12 protein-coding genes and 1 riboswitch are annotated in these 20,028 nt (G+C 46.9%); of the genes, 5 read left to right on the top strand and 7 right to left on the bottom strand.

Annotation, left to right across the window (positions count from 1 at the left end):
* Window positions 1–16: 16 nt before the first annotated feature.
* Genes Q4Q57_RS03215 through Q4Q57_RS03205 form a run of 3 tightly spaced genes read right to left on the bottom strand, consistent with a single transcriptional unit; the run spans window position 17 to window position 4,528 of the window.
* Complete coding sequence (locus tag Q4Q57_RS03215) at window positions 17–1,240, bottom strand: lipocalin-like domain-containing protein (RefSeq protein WP_311889720.1); 1,224 nt, start codon at window positions 1,238–1,240, stop codon at window positions 17–19.
* Window positions 1,240–3,864 carry an FtsX-like permease family protein gene (locus tag Q4Q57_RS03210; protein ID WP_311889719.1) on the bottom strand — a complete coding sequence of 875 codons (2,625 nt, stop codon included), beginning with the start codon at window positions 3,862–3,864 and terminating at the stop codon, window positions 1,240–1,242. The genes Q4Q57_RS03215 and Q4Q57_RS03210 overlap by 1 nt, the downstream gene beginning before the upstream one ends.
* Window positions 3,854–4,528, bottom strand: coding sequence for an ABC transporter ATP-binding protein (locus tag Q4Q57_RS03205; RefSeq protein WP_220592070.1), 675 nt, complete (start codon window positions 4,526–4,528; stop codon window positions 3,854–3,856). The genes Q4Q57_RS03210 and Q4Q57_RS03205 overlap by 11 nt, the downstream gene beginning before the upstream one ends.
* A gap of 445 nt (window positions 4,529–4,973) precedes the next feature.
* Window positions 4,974–5,103: riboswitch (glycine riboswitch) on the top strand.
* Window positions 5,104–5,353: 250 nt separating this feature from the next.
* Between Q4Q57_RS03205 and Q4Q57_RS03200 the strand changes: the two genes are divergently transcribed.
* The 3 genes from Q4Q57_RS03200 to Q4Q57_RS03190 all read left to right on the top strand — a co-directional run bounded on the left by Q4Q57_RS03200 (window position 5,354) and on the right by Q4Q57_RS03190 (window position 13,262).
* Window positions 5,354–6,712 carry a sodium:alanine symporter family protein gene (locus tag Q4Q57_RS03200; RefSeq protein ID WP_105251512.1) on the top strand — a complete coding sequence of 453 codons (1,359 nt, stop codon included), beginning with the start codon at window positions 5,354–5,356 and terminating at the stop codon, window positions 6,710–6,712.
* A 130-nt stretch (window positions 6,713–6,842) separates the two neighbouring features.
* On the top strand, window positions 6,843–12,197 hold the full coding sequence (locus Q4Q57_RS03195) for a PAS domain S-box protein (protein ID WP_311889718.1): 5,355 nt from the start codon (window positions 6,843–6,845) through the stop codon (window positions 12,195–12,197).
* A gap of 48 nt (window positions 12,198–12,245) precedes the next feature.
* The gene (locus tag Q4Q57_RS03190) at window positions 12,246–13,262 is read left to right on the top strand and encodes a two-component system response regulator (protein WP_311889717.1); all 1,017 of its coding nucleotides are present in this window, start codon (window positions 12,246–12,248) and stop codon (window positions 13,260–13,262) included.
* A gap of 98 nt (window positions 13,263–13,360) precedes the next feature.
* Here the strand turns inward: Q4Q57_RS03190 and ygfZ are convergent, their stop codons facing one another.
* Both ygfZ and serA read right to left on the bottom strand, forming a co-directional pair.
* A complete protein-coding gene (gene ygfZ, locus Q4Q57_RS03185; RefSeq protein WP_311889716.1) occupies window positions 13,361–14,323 on the bottom strand; it encodes a tRNA-modifying protein YgfZ in 963 nt (320 codons plus the stop codon).
* A gap of 154 nt (window positions 14,324–14,477) precedes the next feature.
* Complete coding sequence (gene serA, locus Q4Q57_RS03180; protein WP_012088338.1) at window positions 14,478–15,707, bottom strand: phosphoglycerate dehydrogenase; 1,230 nt, start codon at window positions 15,705–15,707, stop codon at window positions 14,478–14,480.
* 154 nt (window positions 15,708–15,861) lie between these two features.
* Here serA and Q4Q57_RS03175 point away from each other — a divergent pair, with 154 nt between their 5' ends.
* Together Q4Q57_RS03175 and Q4Q57_RS03170 are read left to right on the top strand one after the other, a co-directional pair.
* Window positions 15,862–16,470, top strand: coding sequence for a DUF2238 domain-containing protein (locus Q4Q57_RS03175; RefSeq protein WP_107946589.1), 609 nt, complete (start codon window positions 15,862–15,864; stop codon window positions 16,468–16,470).
* Between the two features lie 396 nt (window positions 16,471–16,866).
* Window positions 16,867–17,532, top strand: coding sequence for a helix-turn-helix transcriptional regulator (locus Q4Q57_RS03170; protein WP_006085993.1), 666 nt, complete (start codon window positions 16,867–16,869; stop codon window positions 17,530–17,532).
* 172 nt (window positions 17,533–17,704) lie between these two features.
* Here Q4Q57_RS03170 and Q4Q57_RS03165 read toward each other — a convergent pair whose 3' ends face one another.
* Window positions 17,705–19,195 carry a curlin gene (locus Q4Q57_RS03165; protein ID WP_311889715.1) on the bottom strand — a complete coding sequence of 497 codons (1,491 nt, stop codon included), beginning with the start codon at window positions 19,193–19,195 and terminating at the stop codon, window positions 17,705–17,707.
* A gap of 14 nt (window positions 19,196–19,209) precedes the next feature.
* Window positions 19,210–19,629 (bottom strand): curlin, encoded by a 420-nt coding sequence (locus tag Q4Q57_RS03160; protein ID WP_311889714.1) that lies wholly within the window; start codon window positions 19,627–19,629, stop codon window positions 19,210–19,212.
* Window positions 19,630–20,028 lie beyond the last annotated feature (399 nt).

Raw genomic sequence — 20,028 nt, 5'->3', positions numbered from 1 at the left:
AGAACTATGTTTGGGCTCAATAGCCCGTCAGTTCCATATAACCTGTACCAGTATGGCTGCCAGAGAGTTGCACAGGGCCTTCCCAGTAGGTTGTCGATAATGGCATGGCGCTATTGGGATTGAGCGGCGTGATAATGAGATCGATATTCTCGCTGGGGATTTTTACCTGCCAACTGACGGGATAGTCGCCATTGACTGTGTGTTGCCATTTAAGAGGCGTCATCTGAATGTCATTGGGATTGTCAGTGGAATTGATGTTGCGCCCTGTACCATCGGCAAACATTCTTCTGGCGCTATAAAATGCCGAGATAGGCGTATTCTTTGTGGACTCTGCTGGCGACTGATCCCGTAGCTGAAATAACATCAGCGTCGAGCCATCGTTTAACCTGAGGGCGAACCAATCCCACCCCTGTTGCGTTTTAGTGAGAAATTGCGAACTCCATTCCCTGTCGAGCCAGCCTTGACCTGTGACTCGCTCCACTTTGCCATTACGGTTGATTTCACCTGAGATTTCAATAAAGGGTTGACTGTAATAGTAAGAGGCCACTTGGCCATCGCGACTTTTAAGGCTATAGCCGTTAGCGCCTTGGAATTGCAGTGGCGCTTGGCTGTTAAGCTTAAGTCGGTAGCTAAAATCAGGATTCTCCACCGTTAATGTGGCGGGAAAGAGTGCATTGGTTTCGCTCTGCCAGCGCCAGCTATCGAGGCGGATTTGATAGGGTTCTAATTTCACCTCGGCAAACTCGCTATGGCGGCGCGACCACTTTTCTTGAGCCAGATGAGTTTGACTCGAGGTTAATGCGCTGTGGGCCAAGTAAAGCTGCTGAGTCGCCCAAGTGGATTCACTTTTGGGTTTTGTATCAGTTGCTTGCGGAGTTGCTGTTTGTGGATCTGTTGTTTGTGGAAAGGTTGCTTGCAAATCTGTGGGGTTAAGGGCAACTCTAAACTGCGTCCACTGGGCGCCGAGTTGCTCACCTGTTTCTGTGGTTAAATTGGCGGTCAGATACCACCATTCTTGGCGAAAGTGATTGTGCGCTAAGTGATCCCGCGGAAACTCAAATTTATAGCCGGGAATAACAGGGGCAAAGGCTAAATCATCTTGGTTAGTCGAGGTTTTCCCCACCACATTGGCCATGGATTTGGACTGAGTATTTGGGGGCGATGGTGTTTTATCACAGCCGCCGATAAGCATTAACCCAACGACTGCCCATACAATACTGTTCAGATTGAGTGTTTTCATCACAGTGTCTCCTGCTGCAGACTGGCGACCAGTGGTTTGCGTGTTTGCCAATATAGCGGCAAGAGCACAGCTAAGGTGCAGGTGGCTAAGGCAATCAGTATTGCTTCGCCATAGGCTTGCCAATCCCAAATCATTTTTATCGTCCAGCCAAAGGCTTGCAAGGTGATCTTGTTGATGAGCAGGTAACCTAACAGCGCGCCCGTTGGCATAGCGAGCAGGCAAGTGATCAGCACCACAATCAGCATCTGCATAAACACCATGCCGCGCAGCGCATTACGACTCACACCTAAGGAGTACAGCCGTGCCAGTGGCGCTTGCCGTGCCTGAGTTAACATTAAACAGGCACTAAAAAGGCCAATCGCGGCGACAATCAGCGTCAAACTATTTAGCACTAAGGTAATTGAAAAAGTCCGCTTAAACATGGCGATAGCTTGGGTTTTAATCTTAGTTTGACTGTAGATTTGCGCTTGCGATAAGCCTAACTCGGCAGCCAGTTGGATTTGCAGTTCATCGAGCTGTGCTTCACTTATCCTTCTGCCCTGCGCGTCACCATGAAAACTCGCCGCCAAGCTGACTGGCAGCACAGGTAACTGTGCCTTTTGCCAAAGCGGCTGACTGATAATCACCTCGTTGCGGGTATTGCCGTGGTCATAATAAATGCCGCCGATAATGGCTTGGCTGTTACCCGTTTTCTCTAGCACATCCAAGGACACGCTATCGCCAAGCTGCAATTGATATTTAATGGCTAAGGGCTCGCTCACTAAGATCACGGGAGCATTAAAGTAGGATTGCCACAACGTGGGTAGGCTTTCTTTTAGGGCGCTGGTGTGGCGAATCGAATATTCATCACGGCTAAGTAGGCTAACTGGAATTGTTTGTGCGTGCGAATTATCCGTCGAGACAGGGAGTGAAAGCTGGGCTTCAATTTGCCACTGCTGATAAAGACCGCTGACTCTAGGATCGTGCATCAATTGGGTTTGAATCGTGTCGATGCGCTGGCTCGGTGGACGGATGTAGAGATCGGCATGCAAGCGGGTTTCTAGCCAAGTCCGCAGGGTTTGCTCGAAGCTTCGAACGAGCGTGTTCATCGACACATTGGCACTGAGCGCCAGCAAGATTGCCATCATAGCCAAGGAGAGCGGTGCGATAAGCTCGCGGGTTTCGGCGAGCAAATATTGCCATAATCCAGGGCGTGCCAAGGGCATTAACGCACTGACGCCCCAATGCAATAATTGCGGTAACAACAAGGGGATAGCGATGGCGACGATACCGAGTAACACTAAGCTGATGTTATAGCTTTGACTGAAGGGAAATAGCAGCGCCGCTACGGTCAGTAAACCACAGGCTAAGACAAATTGAATACTATGGGTTTTGCGGTGTGCCTGCATCTGCTGATAACGATTCGCTCCTTGTGCAAGTGCTTGGCGCGTAAGATCTAAATACAAGGGCAAGCAAGCGGCAAATGCTGCGCCTAAGGTGAGGGCTATCGCCTCGATAAGCCAAGTCCATTGCCAAATACCGGGGAGTAAGTGGGCGCCATACATTTGCTCTAAGGTCATGGCGACCATAGGTTGCAGCCAGTGGCTGAGTTGCAAACCACTGATAAAGCCCAAACTTGAGCCTAAGACAACCAACAAAATTAATTCTAACATCAGCGCCGTCATCAAGGCGCGGCGCTCGATTCCCTGTTGTAATAACTGCACTAATAGTTTTTGCCGTTTCATTAGGCTGTAGCGCACACCATTGTAGGCGATAAAGAGGCCGACAACGAAGGCTAACATGCTCATGGCATTGAGATTAAGGTGAAAACTGCGCGTCAGCGCTATCAGCGCTTGGCCTTGATCTTGCTGGCTAAAACTGGCCTTTTGCGGCGTGATGCCCAAAGCGTCGAGTTGGGATTTTAGTTGAGGTAAGTTTTCTCGCTCGCTGAACATGGCGATATAGCTTAATCGGCCTTGCATGTTCAGTAATTGCTGGGCGAGGGAAATATCGGCCAAGATGGCGCTGCCGAGGCCAAAACTATCATCAATTGCAATGACATCTAAGGTGCTATTTTCTAAAACAAGTTTACCCTCTGGCGCTACTTTGGTGGCTAGGCTGCGGCTCATTATCACAGTGGGGGCGCCGTTGAGGAGATCGGCAAGCGGCAAGTCATTCATCTGTGGCGAGGTCGTTGACTGCGTTTCACTCGAGGCGTGACTTCTCGATTTTTGTAGCGTTAATGCGGCAATCAGATCGCTGCCTTCCAGTTGCCAAAACTGACCATTCTTACCGGAGATTTTGCCATTCACGACGGCGAGACTCTGACTTAATCCGGCTCGTCTTAAGTCGAAATAAACAGATTCATCTAAGGTATTTTGTCCTAGGGGCGGTGTGAGTAACACATCGGCGCGTTGACTCAAAAGCTCAGTCGCATCGCTATAGCTGCGCACGGCATTATCGTTGGTCGCTTTAACCCCAATCAGTAGCGTCACGGCCAAGGCGATACCGAGCAGAATGGCTCCTGCTTGTATGGGCGCATGGCGATAATGGGCGATAAACACCTTTAGGCTGAGCCATGTCAGTCTCAGCCCAGTCTGCTGAAGTCCAGTAGATGTTGCTTTCGTGAGCCGTTTATTGTTCATAGATAGCGACTGCACCTTGGGATAAGTGCCAACGTTTTTGCATAAAGGCGGCGCACTCTTCGCTATGGGTCACCATTAAGATACTGGTTTGGCTTTCTCGCGCCAGTTCACACAGTAATGCCATGACTTGCTTACCCGATACATCATCTAAGTTACCTGTGGGTTCGTCGGCTAGCAGCAAGGTCGGTTTATGGGCTAAGGCGCGGGCGATGGCGACCCGCTGTTGTTGACCGCCGGACAGGGCTTCAACTGGGCGATGAAGTAATGGTAAGAGCCCGAGTTTTTCAACCAGATAGTCACACCAAGCTGACCATGGCTGCGTGGTTAAACTTAAGGAGAAGGCGATATTGTCTTTCACGTTTAGGGGCGTGAGTAGGTTAAATTGCTGAAACACAACGCCCAAGGAATCGCGCCTGAAACGGCTCCACTCTTTATCTTGCCAAGTGGAGGTGGATGCTTGTTCTAGCAGGATTTCGCCCGAGTCTGGTGTTTCAAAACCGGCAATGAGATTGAGCAAGGTGCTCTTACCACTGCCGCTGGGGCCTGTGAGTGCGACGGTTTCACCCCTGTGGATCTGTAGATTGACCGCTTGCAGCACTTGATGATATTGCTCACCATCGCGAAAGCCTTTGGTTACTTGATTAAGCTTAGCGACGTCGACCATTGAGCAACTCCTTTATATCCATTGGCGGCGGGTGTAGTCAGTAGTGTTTTCAACTGTGGCTGCAACATATCCTGGCTGCAATTTAGTGTTGCAATCCAGTGTTCAAGATAAAGCATTTTCTATTCAGATAGATACTGATTTTTCCTGTAATGAGATCATAAACGGGATCACAAAACATAAATCGTCACTTGCCGTAAAAATAGTCAATTGAATTAAATCCTCGACGAACTGTGAGCAAACGGCTTGAGCTGACGCCGCGTTTGTTGCATTCTGTGCGTCCTGTTAGCTTGGGAGTAAATCTCAATCTAGCAATCCGTTCGGATGAAGGTAGCAGGAGAGTGGGGAATTGACCCCACACCGACGAGGCAACTTTGGTTTTACAGAAGCGAGTCTTCTTATGAAAACAAAGCACTCTTTCAGGTGCCGATAGGCGTGGACTGTTACTGGACGAGCCTCTGGAGAGACTACCAGTTGCACTCATTGTGCAATCAGGTGGCGCCGAAGGCGAAAGTGTCGTGGTGTTATTGTATAACCTGCGACGCGAAACGCTCAGGCAAAAGGACAGAGGAGAGGATGACTGCACAGTCCCTGTCGTTTGTCGTCGTGGGCTATTTTTACTCTTTTGCTTGAGATGGAGCACTTTTGCTCTTATTGAAAGCACTCGTGTAGAGCTCTCGCTTGCTACGCTTTTAGCGTTCAGCTTAGGCGATTCTCGGCCGAGATTAGGTCAAAATAGCTCGCTATAGCGTCCGACTGCGGCGCGTCACAGCCATTTCTTTTCCTCCTCCGTTTATTAATTTTGTTGTTTAATATTCGAGGAATATCATGAGTTTTCAAGCTTTACTTGCCAGTATTAATGGCATCGTCTGGGGCCCAATTACCCTTTGTTTGCTAGTGGGTACAGGGGTTTACCTCACTGTACGTCTCAAGCTTATCCAAGTATTTCGTCTGCCGATGGCGATGGGATTGTTGTTTAAACCCGCCAAAGGTCATGGGGATTTATCTTCCTTTGCCGCGCTTTGTACTGCGCTGTCCGCCACTATCGGTACCGGTAATATTGTCGGCGTGGCGACGGCAATAAAAATGGGCGGGCCAGGGGCGTTATTTTGGATGTGGCTGGCGGCATTTTTTGGCATGGCGACAAAATATGCTGAATGTATGTTGGCGGTAAAGTACCGTACCACCGATGCTCGTGGGCAGATTGCGGGTGGCCCTATGTATTATATCGAGCGCGGCCTTGGTCTACCTTGGATGGCGAAATTGTTCGCTCTCTTTGGGGTTGGTGTGGCCTTTTTCGGTATCGGTACTTTTGCACAGGTTAACGCCATCAGCGATGCGCTGACGATTGCCTTTGAGGTGCCGACTTGGTTGACTGCGACTGTGTTGACTGTGTTAGTTGCCGCAGTCACTTTGGGTGGCGTAAAGCGCATTTCAAATGTGGCGCAAAAACTTGTGCCTGCGATGTCGATTGGTTATGTGTTGGCCTGCGTGTGGATCTTAGTCGGTTTCTCCGAGCAGATTTTACCCGCCTTAGCTTTAGTGATTGAATCTGCCTTTACGCCACTCTCAGCTGCGGGGGGATTTTTAGGGGCGACAGTCGCGCAGGCGATTCAAATCGGTATTGCCCGCGGTGTGTTCTCGAACGAATCTGGATTAGGTAGTGCACCCATTGCCGCCGCTGCCGCTAAGACCAATGAACCCGTTGAGCAAGGTCTCGTCAGCATGACGGGTACTTTCTTCGATACCATTATCATTTGCACTATGACGGGGTTAGTGCTGATCATCACTGGGGTATGGAGTGGTGAGACGGCAGGTGCCGCGATGACGAGTGCTGCTTTTGCTCTGGGAGGTTCAGCGCTTGTGGGTCAGTATTTGGTGACGATTGCGCTAGTGTGTTTTGCGTTTACCACGATTTTGGGCTGGCATTATTATGGTGAACGCTGTTGGTATTACTTAGTCGGTGAGCGCGGGTTACGCATGTATCAAGTGGTGTTTTTGGTACTGATTGCGGGTGGTGCTTTTATCAAACTTGATGTGATTTGGTTGTTGGCCGATACGGTTAATGGTTTGATGGCTATCCCTAACTTGATCGCCATTGTGGGCTTGAGGCATATCATTATCGCCGAAACCCAAAGCTATTTTGCTCGTATCTTACCTAATCAAACCTTAGAGACGGCTTATTAGTGTTTTTAAAACAATAAATTACTTCACATTATTTTAACTTTGACATTGTCGCCACTAAATTCTTCGTTTACTTTATAAGTGCTATTTTTAAATGCAGTGCTTATAAAATCGAGGGCTTTAGGGCGACACCATGGAAAAAAGTAAACTTCGTACTTTTCGCAGTAGGATTTTATCCCACATAGCCTTGCCTCTCATTTTAATTATGGCGAGTGTCTATGGTGTAAACGCTTGGTTTAGTTATATCTCCTCAGAGAATCGGCTTTACCATAGCCTGACACAAGAGGCGAGTCATTCGGCTTCTCGTCTGCAGTTTCTGCTCGAACATGCGCAGGCCAACACCCAAGGCCTTGCTGATTTTATTGGTTTTTTGTCAAGTAAAGAAGACATGAATGACACTGAGAGTGTTAAAAGTGTCTTGATGAATCGAGTCAAACGTAACCCTGATTTTTTTGGCTCCGCAGTCGCATTTAAACCTAATACCTTCCCCAATCGAAAGCTCTTTTCCCCCTATGTTTACCGCGATACAAGTGGTGGTAACGATTTACACTACCTCGATATTGGCGCCGAAGGCTACGACTATACCGATGGCACTTGGGATTGGTGGAGCAAGGCTATCAATCAAGCAAGCGGTTATTGGTCAAAGGCATACTTTGATGAGGGGGCGGGAAATATTCTGATGGTGACCTATTCGGCTCCTTTTGGTGAGGTAGGCAATTATTTTGGGGTCGCCACGGTTGATTTAGCTTTAGATGGATTGCCAAAACAATTGGGGATTGCACCAAATCGTCTGGTGGTTTTAGACGATCAAGGGCGGCTTATTTATCATATAGATAAAGAAAAAGTACTGGCAACGACTTCAGCCCAGTGGCTCGATAAGAATAAAGATAAAAATGCCGATTTTTGGACGCTACAGGATAAAAGGCTTGATGGTCAAGCAAGGTTTGTCGATAACCAAGATGTTGTTTATCTTGCGAGTATTGCGACTGTACCGCATTTAAAGTGGCGTGTGATTGTATTAGCGCCAGAACAAGATTTATTCAACTCTCTGCTTGATGATCTGGCATCTATCATCCTCAATTTAAGCTTATTAACCCTCTTATTATTGCTGACTTGTTATCTGGCGGCGAAACGGTTAACTCGGCCGTTAGAGCTACTCGAGTCGGGTATCTTGTCCTTTGGACAGGGTAAAACTCAGCAGCTTATTGTACCTAAAGGTGCTGTGAGTGAAATTGTGACGCTGAGTACTACCTTCAATCAAATGGCGGAATTACTCGCAGAACGTGAACAAGCCATTCTTGATTCCCGCGGTAATCGCTTTGCGCGCCTAATTGATGGTATGAGTGATAAATCTTTCTATTGTTCCCTCGAACCTAATGGTCAACTCGCCCAGGTCAGTGAGGGGGTAACAAAGGTGTTGGGGATTACCCCTGATTTGCTCAAGCGCAAATATCAAAGGCTCTTCTCGGCTAATCCCCTCAATGAGAAAAACTGGCAATACACTGATTTAGCTTTAAAAGGCCAAAATGTTCCTTCGCATCAAGTGGAAATGCTGGATGATCAAGGGCATTTAAGAAGGCTCGATGTGTTTATGCAACCATTAATGTCTGACACAGGTGAGTTAATGTCGGTGGAGATGTTATTTACCGATGTCACAGAACAGTTCTCGGCGGCGGTCTGGTCAAATGCGGTACTGGAAGCCGCGCCCGAGGCCATGTTGATTGTCGATGAGCTAGGGCAAATCGTGTTCACTAACAGTCGCTGTCAGCAGCTCTTTGGATACGAAACGGGCGCAATGCTGGGTTTGCAGGTTGAGGCGTTATTGCCGCAAGAGTTAGGAAACGGGCATGTACTTGAGCGACAACAATTCCTTCGCGAAGGCCGCGATAGAGGCATGGCAAATGCGCGTCATGTTCGGGCTTTAAAAGCCGATGGTAATGAATTTATTGCAGAAATTGCGCTGAGTATGCTCCCTGCGGATGCGGATGGACAAAAGCAAGTTGCAGCTTCGATTCGCGATATGACGGATAAAATTGCGGTTGAACTTAAAATTCGGGAGAGTGAGGAGCGTTTTCGTGGATTGGTCTCCAATATCCCTAGCGCCGTATATCGTTTACGTATTGGCGATATTTGGGTAATGGAATATATCAGTGACAATATTGGTGAAATTACGGGATATGCCGCAAGCCAATTTATCAATAATCAGAATCGTACTTATATCTCTTTGATCATCGAGGAAGATCGGGGCTTCTGCCTGCAGGAAATGGATAAAGCACTCGCACTTCAAGCTACCTTTGAAGTGGAATATCGTATCCGCCATCGCGATGGCAGTGTGCGCTGGGTGCATGAGAAAGGTAAGGCAAGTTATACCGAAGAGGGCATTCCACTCTGGTTTGACGGCAGTATCGACGATATTACCGAGAGTAAACTCGCGCTGGTACAGTTAGAGCAATCGCGTCAACAGATGACCAATATTACTGAGTCGATTCCTTGCACTGTGTATCAATTGCAGTGGCAATCACCTACTGACCGAAGATTTACCTTCCTCTCTGGTGCGGCAATGAAGATGCTTGGGCTGCATCGCGATGATCTGATGAGTAATTTTGACATCATAGCCGAGCGGATTTTTGACGAAGAAAGGCCCGATGTTGTGCGGGCCTTGTCGGGTCAGAGTGAAGACAGATTGCAATGGATACGCGAGTTTCGCTATCGCCACCCCAATGGCGGCATACGTTGGATGGAAGCGGGCGCGAGCGGTCATTTGGGGGAAGAGGGTGCTATCACGTGGAATGGTTATGTGATGGACATTACCCAACGCAAAACCATAGAGCAAGAGTTAGCCCTCAGTGAGGCGCACTTTAAGGCGCTGTTCGATGGGGCGACCATTGGCATAGTCAATGTGGATATTAAAGGCGTTATTTTAGATTGTAATGACCAATTCTGTGCCGATATGGCGCTGTCACGTAACCATTTACGTAATACTGCTATTTTTGAGGTTCTCAGTGAGCAAGATCAACCCATAGCCAAGGCGCAATTTCAGGAGTTGGTTGAAGGTAAGATTGACCATTATCGCGGCGAGCGCAGTTTTATTCGTCCTTCCGGTGCGCCTTTGTGGATGACAGTCAATGTGTCGGCACTGCTAGATGCCCAAGGACAATTTGAATCGGCCGTGATCAGCATGGTCGATATGACAGAGCTTAAATTGCTCTCAGATGAACTGTTACTTGCCAAAGAGCAAGCCGATGCGGCCAGTAAAGCCAAAGGTGACTTCTTGGCGAATATGTCCCACGAAATCCGTACCCCAATGAATGCCATTATCGGCATGTCCCAGCTGTGCTTGCAGACCGAATTAGATAAAAAACAGAAGAATTATGTAGAGAAGATTGAGCGGGCATCGCAGTCTTTGCTGTCGATTATCAATGACATTCTGGATTTCTCTAAGATTGAAGCGGGTAAGTTAGATATAGATTCAATACCTTTTCAGCTCGATACTATGTTGGAAGATCTCAGTGATATGTTCTCTGAGAAAGCTGCCCACAAACAGATTGAATTATTGTTCGCCGTTGCGCCCAACGTGCCTCGTTATCTGTTAGGGGATTCGCTGCGATTAGGCCAAGTGTTGATTAACCTGATGAATAACGCCATTAAGTTCACCGAACGCGGTGAGGTTTTGCTGTCGCTAAGCTTAGTTGAGCAGCAAGATGATGATGTCGTGCTGCGTTTTAGCGTGCGTGACAGCGGCATCGGGTTAACTGAGCAGCAGCAAGCAAAATTGTTTAAATCTTTTACCCAAGCGGATACTTCAACCACCCGTAAATACGGTGGCACAGGTTTAGGTTTAGCTATCTGTAAGCAGCTAGTTGAACTCATGGGCGGAAAGATAGGGGTTGAAAGTCAGTTCGGTCATGGCAGCACTTTCTATTTTACGGTCAAGTTGCACATTTCCGATGGTCAGAAATTAGTACTCGAGCAAGAGCTTGAAGGCATGTCTGTGCTTGTGGTCGATGATAACGCGACCGCTAGAGATATTATGCGCACTACGCTCGAAAGTATGGGCTTTAGGGTCGATACGGTTCGCTCGGGTGAAGAAGCAATAAGCCGCTGCTTATTGCAAGCCTATGAAGTGGCCTTAATCGATTGGAAAATGCCCAACATGGATGGGCTGGAAACCGCGCGTCAAATCCAATTGCAGGCTCAGTCGCAATCTCAATCACAACCTCAGTCTCATCCTCAGCCCAGAATATTGATGGTCTCTGCCCATGCGGATCATGAGTTCCTCACTCAAATTGAGCAACTGGCTTTAGCGGGATACATCAGTAAACCCATCAGTGCCTCACGCTTACTCGATGGCATAATGAATGCGATTGGCCGCGAAGGCATATTGCCCGTGAGGCGCCGCACTGAAGAGTTGGCTCCGCAGTTGTTAGTGCCACTGCAAGGAAAACGTATCCTATTAGTGGAAGATAACGAGATGAATCTCGAAGTCGCCAGCGAGTTTTTAGAACAAGTGGGGATTATTCTATCCATAGCGACCAATGGCCAAATCGCCTTAGATAAACTGTCGCAGCAGCATTTCGATCTAGTATTAATGGACTGCCAAATGCCAGTGATGGATGGCTATCAAGCCACTCAGGCGATAAGAAAAAGACCCGAGCTGGCAAATTTGCCCGTCGTCGCCATGACAGCCAATGCGATGGCGGGCGATAGGGACATGTGTATCAGGGCGGGCATGAACGACCATATCGCCAAACCGATAGAAGTGAATGTTCTCTATCAAACCCTGTTGAAATACCTCGCTCCCGCATCTGACACGGTTGCAGTAGATACCTTTACTCAATCGATATTGAGTAACACCAAAGGTGAGGCAGGCAATAGTGCAGAACAAACCGTATTGCTTAAGTGGCCAGAGCACCCAGAGCTGGATATCTATAGAGGTTTGCAACTGGTGCAACACTCGACGCGGCTTTATCAACGCATACTTGATCGTTTTGTGAGCAGTCAGCGTAATGTGGTGGAACAGGTTCGCAAAGCTATCGCGGCGAATCAAGTCGAAGATGCGGTGCGTATCGCCCACACCCTTAAAGGCTTAGCGGGTAATTTAAGTTCGGCAAAATTGGTGGAATTAGCGCGTTTGCTTGAGTTGCATTTAACAGAGAAAGCGCCCTATGAAGATGAATTAGTTCAAATTCAACCGCTAGTGGCCTCTATCTGCGATGCGATTGAACAGGCTAAGCCTGCGATAGTGAATCAAGCCGAGCCCCGAGCGGTGGACTTGCTATCAGATGAGGACTTGAGAGCCGCATTACGGGTCTTACGTCAGAATCTAGATGAAGCCGATGCCAGCGCTGTGGCAAAAATTGATGCGTTAAAGCCGAAGGTGAGTAGTGCAATGTGGCAAACATTAAGCCCCGCTTTATCTATGATTAACCAGTATCAGTTTGATGAGGCAATCGACTTAATTGACGATGTGATTACACAGTTAGGATAGAAAGCGGTAGCGCGAATTTATAATGTGTGACATTGAGTGGAGTTGTTAATGGAAAAAGCAACAATATTAGTCGTCGATGACACACCTGAGAATATTGATATTTTGATCGGTATTCTAGGTGATGATTACAAAGTCAAAGTGGCGATCGATGGGCCAAGGGCATTAGCGTTAGTGACAAAATCGCGGCCTGACTTGATTCTGCTCGATGTCATGATGCCAGGTATGAATGGCTATGAAGTCTGCAAGCTGCTAAAGCAAGAGCCGCTGACCAGCCATATTCCGGTGATATTCGTGACCGCCTTATCTGAAATTGCTGATGAAGCCCAAGGTTTTGCATTGGGCGCGGTGGATTATATTACTAAGCCTGTCAGTGCGCCTGTCGTTAAAGCGCGGGTTAAAACGCATCTTGCGCTCTATGATCAAAAACGTCTACTCGAACAACAAGTTAAAGTTCGTACCCACGAATTAGAAGAAACCCGTTTCGAGATTATCCGTCGTCTTGGCCGCGCCGCCGAATATAAGGACAACGAGACAGGTCTACATGTGGTACGCATGAGCCACTACGCCCGAATATTGGCGATAAAGCTTGGTTTACCTAGCACTTTCTGCGACTTAATTTTTAACGCGGCGCCGATGCACGATATCGGTAAAATCGGCACCCCAGATGCTGTGCTGAAAAAGCCGGGTAAGCTTGATGCCGATGAGTGGCGCATCATGCAGCAACATGCCGCTATCGGCGCCGAAATTATCGGGGAACATAGTGATCCGTTATTGCAGATGGCCCGTCGTATCGCCTTAACTCACCATGAGAAGTGGGATGGTTCAGGTTACCCTAATGGCTTGGTGGGAGAGGATATTCCCCTTGAAGGGCGGATTACTGCAATTGCCGATGTGTTCGATGCCTTGACTTCGCAAAGGCCCTATAAACAGGCTTGGACGATCGAAGCGACGATGGAATTATTCGATAATCAAGCAGGAAAACATTTTGATCCTAAGCTGGTGGCAATGTTTAAAGAAATCCTGCCTGAGGCGATCGCCATTCGAGATACTTATTTGGAAAACTGATGCTGAATGTTCGAGGGCTTGAGTATAAGATAAGCTAAAGGCGCCATTGGCGCCTTTATTCTGTTTCAATCTCTACACCATTTTATTAAATCAAAGCCTTATGCTTCGTCTAATGAGTAGGGCAGGGCTTGAATGGTTAAGCTTGATTGCTCATCGTCAGCAAAACGCAGTTTAGTCTCGTTGCTGGTATCGTTGGCAAGCACTGCGGTTAACAACACTTGGTTGCCGCGTTGTACAAACTCAATAATATGGCCGCCACGGCGGAAGCCATCTTCCATCGCGATTTCAAGGCCAGACTCTAGGCTGATTTGCAGGTTAGTATGACCATGCAAAATATACAGGGCGCGTTTATTACCGCCACGATATTTCATCCGCGCTATGGTTTCTTGTCCCATGTAACAGCCCTTGTTGAAGCTGATACCGTTAACCGCTTGTAGATTGCACATCTGCGGTACGTACTGGCTGGCATGGCTGGCGGCAAGGTTGGGGTAACCTGCTGCAATCTCTAACGCTTGCCATGCACTGGCGTCAAATACACTCAGTTCCGATTGCGCAACTAAAGCTGCTGCGGCATCTGATGTTAATACTAAAATAAAACGTTCAGCGTCTTTTAAAATCGCACCCTTTTCAATGAGTGTGAGCTCTTGCTGAATGTCACCAAAATGTTTGTTCACGAATTGGCTTGCCTGTTCACCAGCAACGCCGAGCAGAGTCCACTCAGCGGATGCATTGCTTAAGGTGGCTTTACTAAACACGGCATATTTTTGTAACTGGGGTAAATCGACTTCGATGGCATCCTTTGGCATCAACATAAAGAGTGCATCTTGAATGGCAAAGGTTCTGAAACTGGCCAGCATTTTACCTTTAGGATCGCAATGGGCGCCCCAGCGCCATTGATCTGTGGCCAATGAGCTGATATCTGTGGTCACTTGGCCATGGATAAAACTGCGGCCTTGTTCTCCAACGACTTTGATGAGGCCCAAATGAGATAAGTTGGCAAGCATAAGTGGAGGCAAGGTAGCGTCCAGATCCCAATGGGGCGTAGAAACTGAAATAGTCATAGCGAGATCCTGAAAATAAAGACGATGTGAGAGGCTAGATTGTAACGGAATTCCAGTTGGCTCAAAAGCATAAGGCGCACATATCTGTGAATGATCTGTGCGCCTTATTATGTGTGCTTTAGTCGATAGGCTTAAAGCGAGTGGAGTTTAAAGTTTAAAACAGCACGCGGGTACGCAGTGTGCCTTCAATGGCCTTCAACTCTACTAAGGCTTCTTCGGCTTGGTGGGTATCAACTTCCATGACCACATAACCAATTTCTGCGGTGGTTTGCAGATATTGCGCGGCAATGTTGATGCCTTTTTCCGAGAAGGCTTGGTTGATCTTGATCAGCACGCCTGGACGGTTTTGGTGAATATGCAGTAAGCGTGAGGTGCCTTTATGCATAGGCAGCGAAACTTCAGGGAAGTTAACTGCAGATACGGTCGAGCCGTTGTCTGAGTATTTAGCGAGCTTGCCAGCGACTTCTATACCAATGTTTTCTTGGGCTTCAGCAGTACTACCACCCACATGCGGTGTCAGCAATACGTTATCAAGACCTCGAAGTGGGCTGATAAATTCATCGTCATTCGATTGCGGCTCAACTGGGAACACATCAATCGCCGCGCCCGCAAGGTGGCGCTCTTTGAGTGCGACTGTTAAGGCCTCGATATCGACTACAGTGCCGCGTGATGCGTTGATAAAGATGCTGCCCTTTTTCATCGCCGCAAATTCAGCTGCGCCTATCATGTCTTTGGTTTGTGGGGTTTCAGGTACGTGTAAGCTCACTACGTCAGCTTGCGCCAGCAATTGTTCCATTGAATGAATTTGTTGTGCATTGCCTAGCGGCAGTTTGTCTTCGATATCGAAGAACACCACGCGCATGCCCAGCGTCTCAGCCAGAATACCAAGCTGAGTACCGATATGACCGTAACCGATTACGCCTAAGGTTTTACCGCGCACTTCGTAGCTGCCAGCGGCGGTTTTCATCCAGCCACCACGGTGGGCGATGGCGTTACGCTCAGGGATACCGCGCATCAGCATAATGATTTCGCCAATCACGAGTTCGGCAACACTTCGCGTGTTGGAGAATGGTGCGTTAAATACTGGGATACCAAGGGATTCGGCGGTGGCAAGATCAACTTGGTTGGTTCCGATACAGAAGCAACCGATCGCGATCAACTTCTCGGCACGTTTCAGCACCTCGGCAGTTAATTGGGTACGTGAACGAAGTCCCACGAAATGTGCATCTTTGATGGATTCAATTAATGCTTCATCGCCTAATGAGGCTTTGTGGTATTCGATATTGGTGTATCCCGCACGCTCAAGTACATCGACCGCAGATTGGTGGACGCCTTCCAACAGCAGGATCTTGATCTTATCCTTGTCCAGCGAATGTTTCGCCATGATATGGGTACCCTCTAATTAATAGAAATGTTTCTTATGATATGCTGACAACCTTCACGCACCAAAATAGCACTTTTTTTACTCAGTGTGGAGGGCTAGATGGCTAAAGTTAATATTCTAAATTAAGAACAATATCGCATAAGAGGAAGAAACATTGAATAACAAAATCGCGTGGTGTGCTATTTACCTCTTAGTGCTCGTGTGGTCGGCGATAAATCCCGCAGATCCTTTCACTTGGTGGCTCGAAGCGGCTCCCGCATTAGTGGCTGTGCCACTGCTATTTTTTACCCGCAAACGCTTCCCATTAACGCCGCTGGTGTATGTTTTAGTGTTAGCCCATTGCTGTGTGCTGTTTGTCGGCGCGCATTACACCTATGCTGAAGTGCCATTATTCGACACGATTGCCCATTGGATGGGTTCAGAACGTAATAATTACGACAAGTTAGGTCACTTTGCGCAAGGTTTTATCCCTGCCATGTTAGCGCGTGAAATTATGCTGCGTAATCAAGCGGCCAAACCCGGTGCTTGGTGTGCGTTTTTGGTCACATGTTTTGTGCTCGCGTTTTCGGCGTTTTATGAACTCATTGAATGGTGGGTTGCAGTGGCAACAGGTGAAGGCGCTGAAGCCTTTTTGGGAACCCAAGGCTATGTGTGGGACACTCAATCAGATATGTTAATGGCATTAATTGGCGCAATTGTCGCACTCGTTTTATTGTCTCGTTTTCAAGATAAGCAAATAGCAGCACTTAAACTCAGACGCTAGTGGCCGTGAGTTGCTGATTGTTTTAGCTTGAGTCATAAGTTCATTCTTCCATAAAGCTTCTAACGTGAGTGTGATGGCATTTAGCTGTCACACTTTCTTATTGCCTGCATGTTATTTTTGTGTTGCAACTTTCGATGGGTGTCTTCATAGTTTGAAAGTACTAGATTTCGTGAGTCGGTTAAACCTAATGGAGTTTTATGCTGTTATTCCAATTATATTCCGTTAGTTAGTCGAACTTACTAGGATTTAAAAGGGAATAGTACATTTGGGTGATGTTTTTCAGTCTTTAACTAGTCAGAATCAACTAGGTTAATGGAATGTTTAAAAATCTAACTAAAGAGGCTGGTCAAACATACCATTTTGCTAATAGAAAATACTTTTCAGGGAGGAGAGTCATTGAGCACAATTAATGAATTAGTTTTTTTACATCAAATGGCGGCACCATGTCATTTAGCGTTACTCGCTGAATCCATAGGCTTGAAAACTCGTATCGTTAAGCATGCGGCGGAATTAGATTTAGATAAGAGTCGTCGAAGTTTTTATCTGATCACCCAAAAGGGCGCTGCACTCGATAACAAGGGGATCCCTTTGTTGGCTTCGCGCTTAGTGTCACATTTTCCCGTGGCGCTATACCAAGTTGAGCGTGACTCTTTAGATCAAGAGTCGGCTATGTTACTCGGTATTCGTGGTTTGTTGTTTGCCGATCAACGTTTGGATTTGATGTTGACGGGTTTGCGTAAAATGGTGGCAGAGGAGTTGTGGTACGACAGAACATTACTGAGTAAAGTGTTCCGTCGTGTAGTACAAAAGCTCGATGGCAATAATGAGATGCTCTCCGATACAGTGGCTATGCTACAGATGCTGACTTCCCGTGAGCGCACTATTATTCAATTTGTGTCGAGTGGCGCGAGGAATAAAGAAATCGCCCACAGATTGTGCATCAGCGAACATACGGTGAAGGCTCACATTTCCTCTATCTTCCGTAAAACCCAGTCCCGTAATCGTGTTGAGTTGTTGCGTTGGGCACAAACCTATCAGACTCACTTTGAGCTGTGCAGCTAGGTAGTTAAAGATATTGATCGTTAGCTTTTCGCTTTGAGTGGTTAATGTTAATAATTACTGGTTAATCAGAATAGAAAAGCGGGAATGTTTGATTAAACATTCCCGCTTTTTGTTCAACACCATTTTGATAAACCACCAAAGAGTGTAGCTGTGGTGGTTTTAACAGGATTGACTAGTATTGCACTACAGTAGCAACGTTCATATTGCCTGATTGATTAACGCTGATGCTGTTGTTATTGCCAGCTTGAGAACCTAGTACTAAGTTATCGTTACCTGTTTGAGTGATCAACAGGCTGTTATTATCACCGCTTACTTCAAATGAACTACTTGCGTCACCACCAATCCAGTTACCGTTACCTGATTGAGCAATTTGTGCAGTGTTTTCATCACCTTCGATAATCAAATCGATAAGGTTAAGGTCGCCATTTTGCAGTGCAGTGACATCGGCATTATTGTTGCCAGCAATGGAAATGACGGCTTCGTTTTGAGCACCATCTTGCTCAACATCCACTTCGTTATCGCTACCTACTGCATCGACATAGGCAAAGTTAGTATCACCTTCTTGGCTAACTTCAATACTGTTATCTTGACCATCTGCAAAGGCAACGATTTCGTTGTTATTGCCTTTAGAAGATAAATCGAAGTCGTTATCTGTGCCGTATGCACCAAAGGTTGCGAAGTTAGCATCGCCCTTTTGTTTCAAGTCAACGTCGTTGCTATCGCCCCATACTTGGAACTCTGCACCGTTGACGTCGCCTTTTTGGGTGATAGTTATATCGTTATCATTACCTTGGATATCGGCCACTAAAGTATCACCGATAGTGTTGCCGCTGCCATTTTGTGTAATATCGACAGTGTTGTCATCACCTGTAGTCATAGCAAGATAAGCCGTGTTGCCGTTACCTTTTTGATCCATTGAAATATCGTTGTCGCTGCCTGCAAGTGCGTAAACGAAGCCAACATGGTTATCACCCTTTTGGACCATTTCTATAGTGTTGTTGTCGCCTGCAATACCTTTAGCCGCGCCAAAGTTATTGTTACCCGCTTGATTAACTGAAAGGTCGTTGTTGTTACCCACGTTAGCGGTTAAGTCGAGGGCGATTAAGCCTGCTTGGTTGTTGTCACCGATTTGGGTAATTTTTCCGTCGTTATTGTTGCCTTCAACGCGGAATACTGCAAAGTTAGCATCGCCTTCTTGCTCAACAAATACGCTGTTTTCAACGCCAGTGATTTCAACTTGGCTTTCGTTGACTTCGCCTAATTGACTCACGATTGCAGTGTTATTGTTGCCAGTAACATCATTGCTGCTTTGGTTAAAGAAACCGTCTTGCGACACATTGACATTGTTGTTGTCACCGACAACATTTGCACTTGCCACATGCCAATCAGCTTGTTGTGTTATCTGGACTTTGTTTTCTGCACCCGTCGAATTAATTGCGGCTTCATGCCACACACCGTCTTGGATAACGGTTGCGGTTTGATCGTTACCTGTTTGCACAACTGCTGCAGCATTAAGGCCACCCGTTTGTGAGACTAAGGTGTCTTGGGCTTGGCCTGACTGTACTACGCTAATTTCGCTCACTGTACTGGCAGCAAAGGCTTGACCGCTTAAACCTGTTGCAATGGCCAAAGCAATAAGTGATTTTTTAGCTTGTGATTTCATGTGACGCTCCCTGTTTAATATTGAGTTATTGAGATTGCAGCACCGTCTGCAATCTGTTGAATCGAAAAATTGCCGCTTCCTAGCTGGTTCAGTTGCACGAGATTGTTATTGCCAATTTGTGTCACTGAAGCCGTATTTTGACCGCCCACTTGCAGTAGTTGCACTTTATTGTTTGAACCAATCTGCGTGATTAGCGCATCGTTATCATTGCCGACTTGTGTCACATCGGCTTTGTTATCGTTGCCTGATTGGAACAGTAATCCTTGGTTAGCATTGCCTTGTTGCACCAGTTCGATAAGGTTATCGCGACCGGAACGTTCCAGTAATGCCTGCAGGGTTATAGGTAACTCATTGACATTCAGCTCTTGTGCTGAGGTCATACAACTACAGAGCAGGAGCAGCGGTACCAAAAAGCGTATAGAGGTATTTGGCACGGGTGACTCCTTGCATCAAATATTTTGGGCTGCCTAAAACAACAGACACTCCAAATTCAGCCCTGAAGATACGAGTCCCGTTGATATGTCGCAATTGGCCAAAAGGGTATTTATTACGCAAAGGATTCACAGTAGATAAATGATGGATTTATCGTTATCCAATTGATTCAGTTATTTTTATCTGTTTTTTAGAGAGTGTTTTTTTAGGCCGAGTAGTCTAGTTGGTCTAGTAGTTAAGTCGTACTCGTTGCTAAGTTATCCTTCAGTTTTTAAACAATGCTGCAACCAAATCAAGCAATGCATCGATTATCACGTGATATTTTTCGGGGAAACAAGTTATAGGAAATATGGTGAGAATAGTGTTGTGGGATTGACTCAATTCAAGAGCTATTTAGCGGT

The sequence above is a fragment of the Shewanella sp. SP2S2-6 genome (genome assembly GCF_031931965.1).
In the GTDB taxonomy this organism is placed as follows: domain Bacteria; phylum Pseudomonadota; class Gammaproteobacteria; order Enterobacterales; family Shewanellaceae; genus Shewanella; species Shewanella baltica.
The sequence above is the reverse complement of the archived record's forward strand: the minus strand, read 5'-3'. Positions and strand labels throughout refer to the sequence as shown.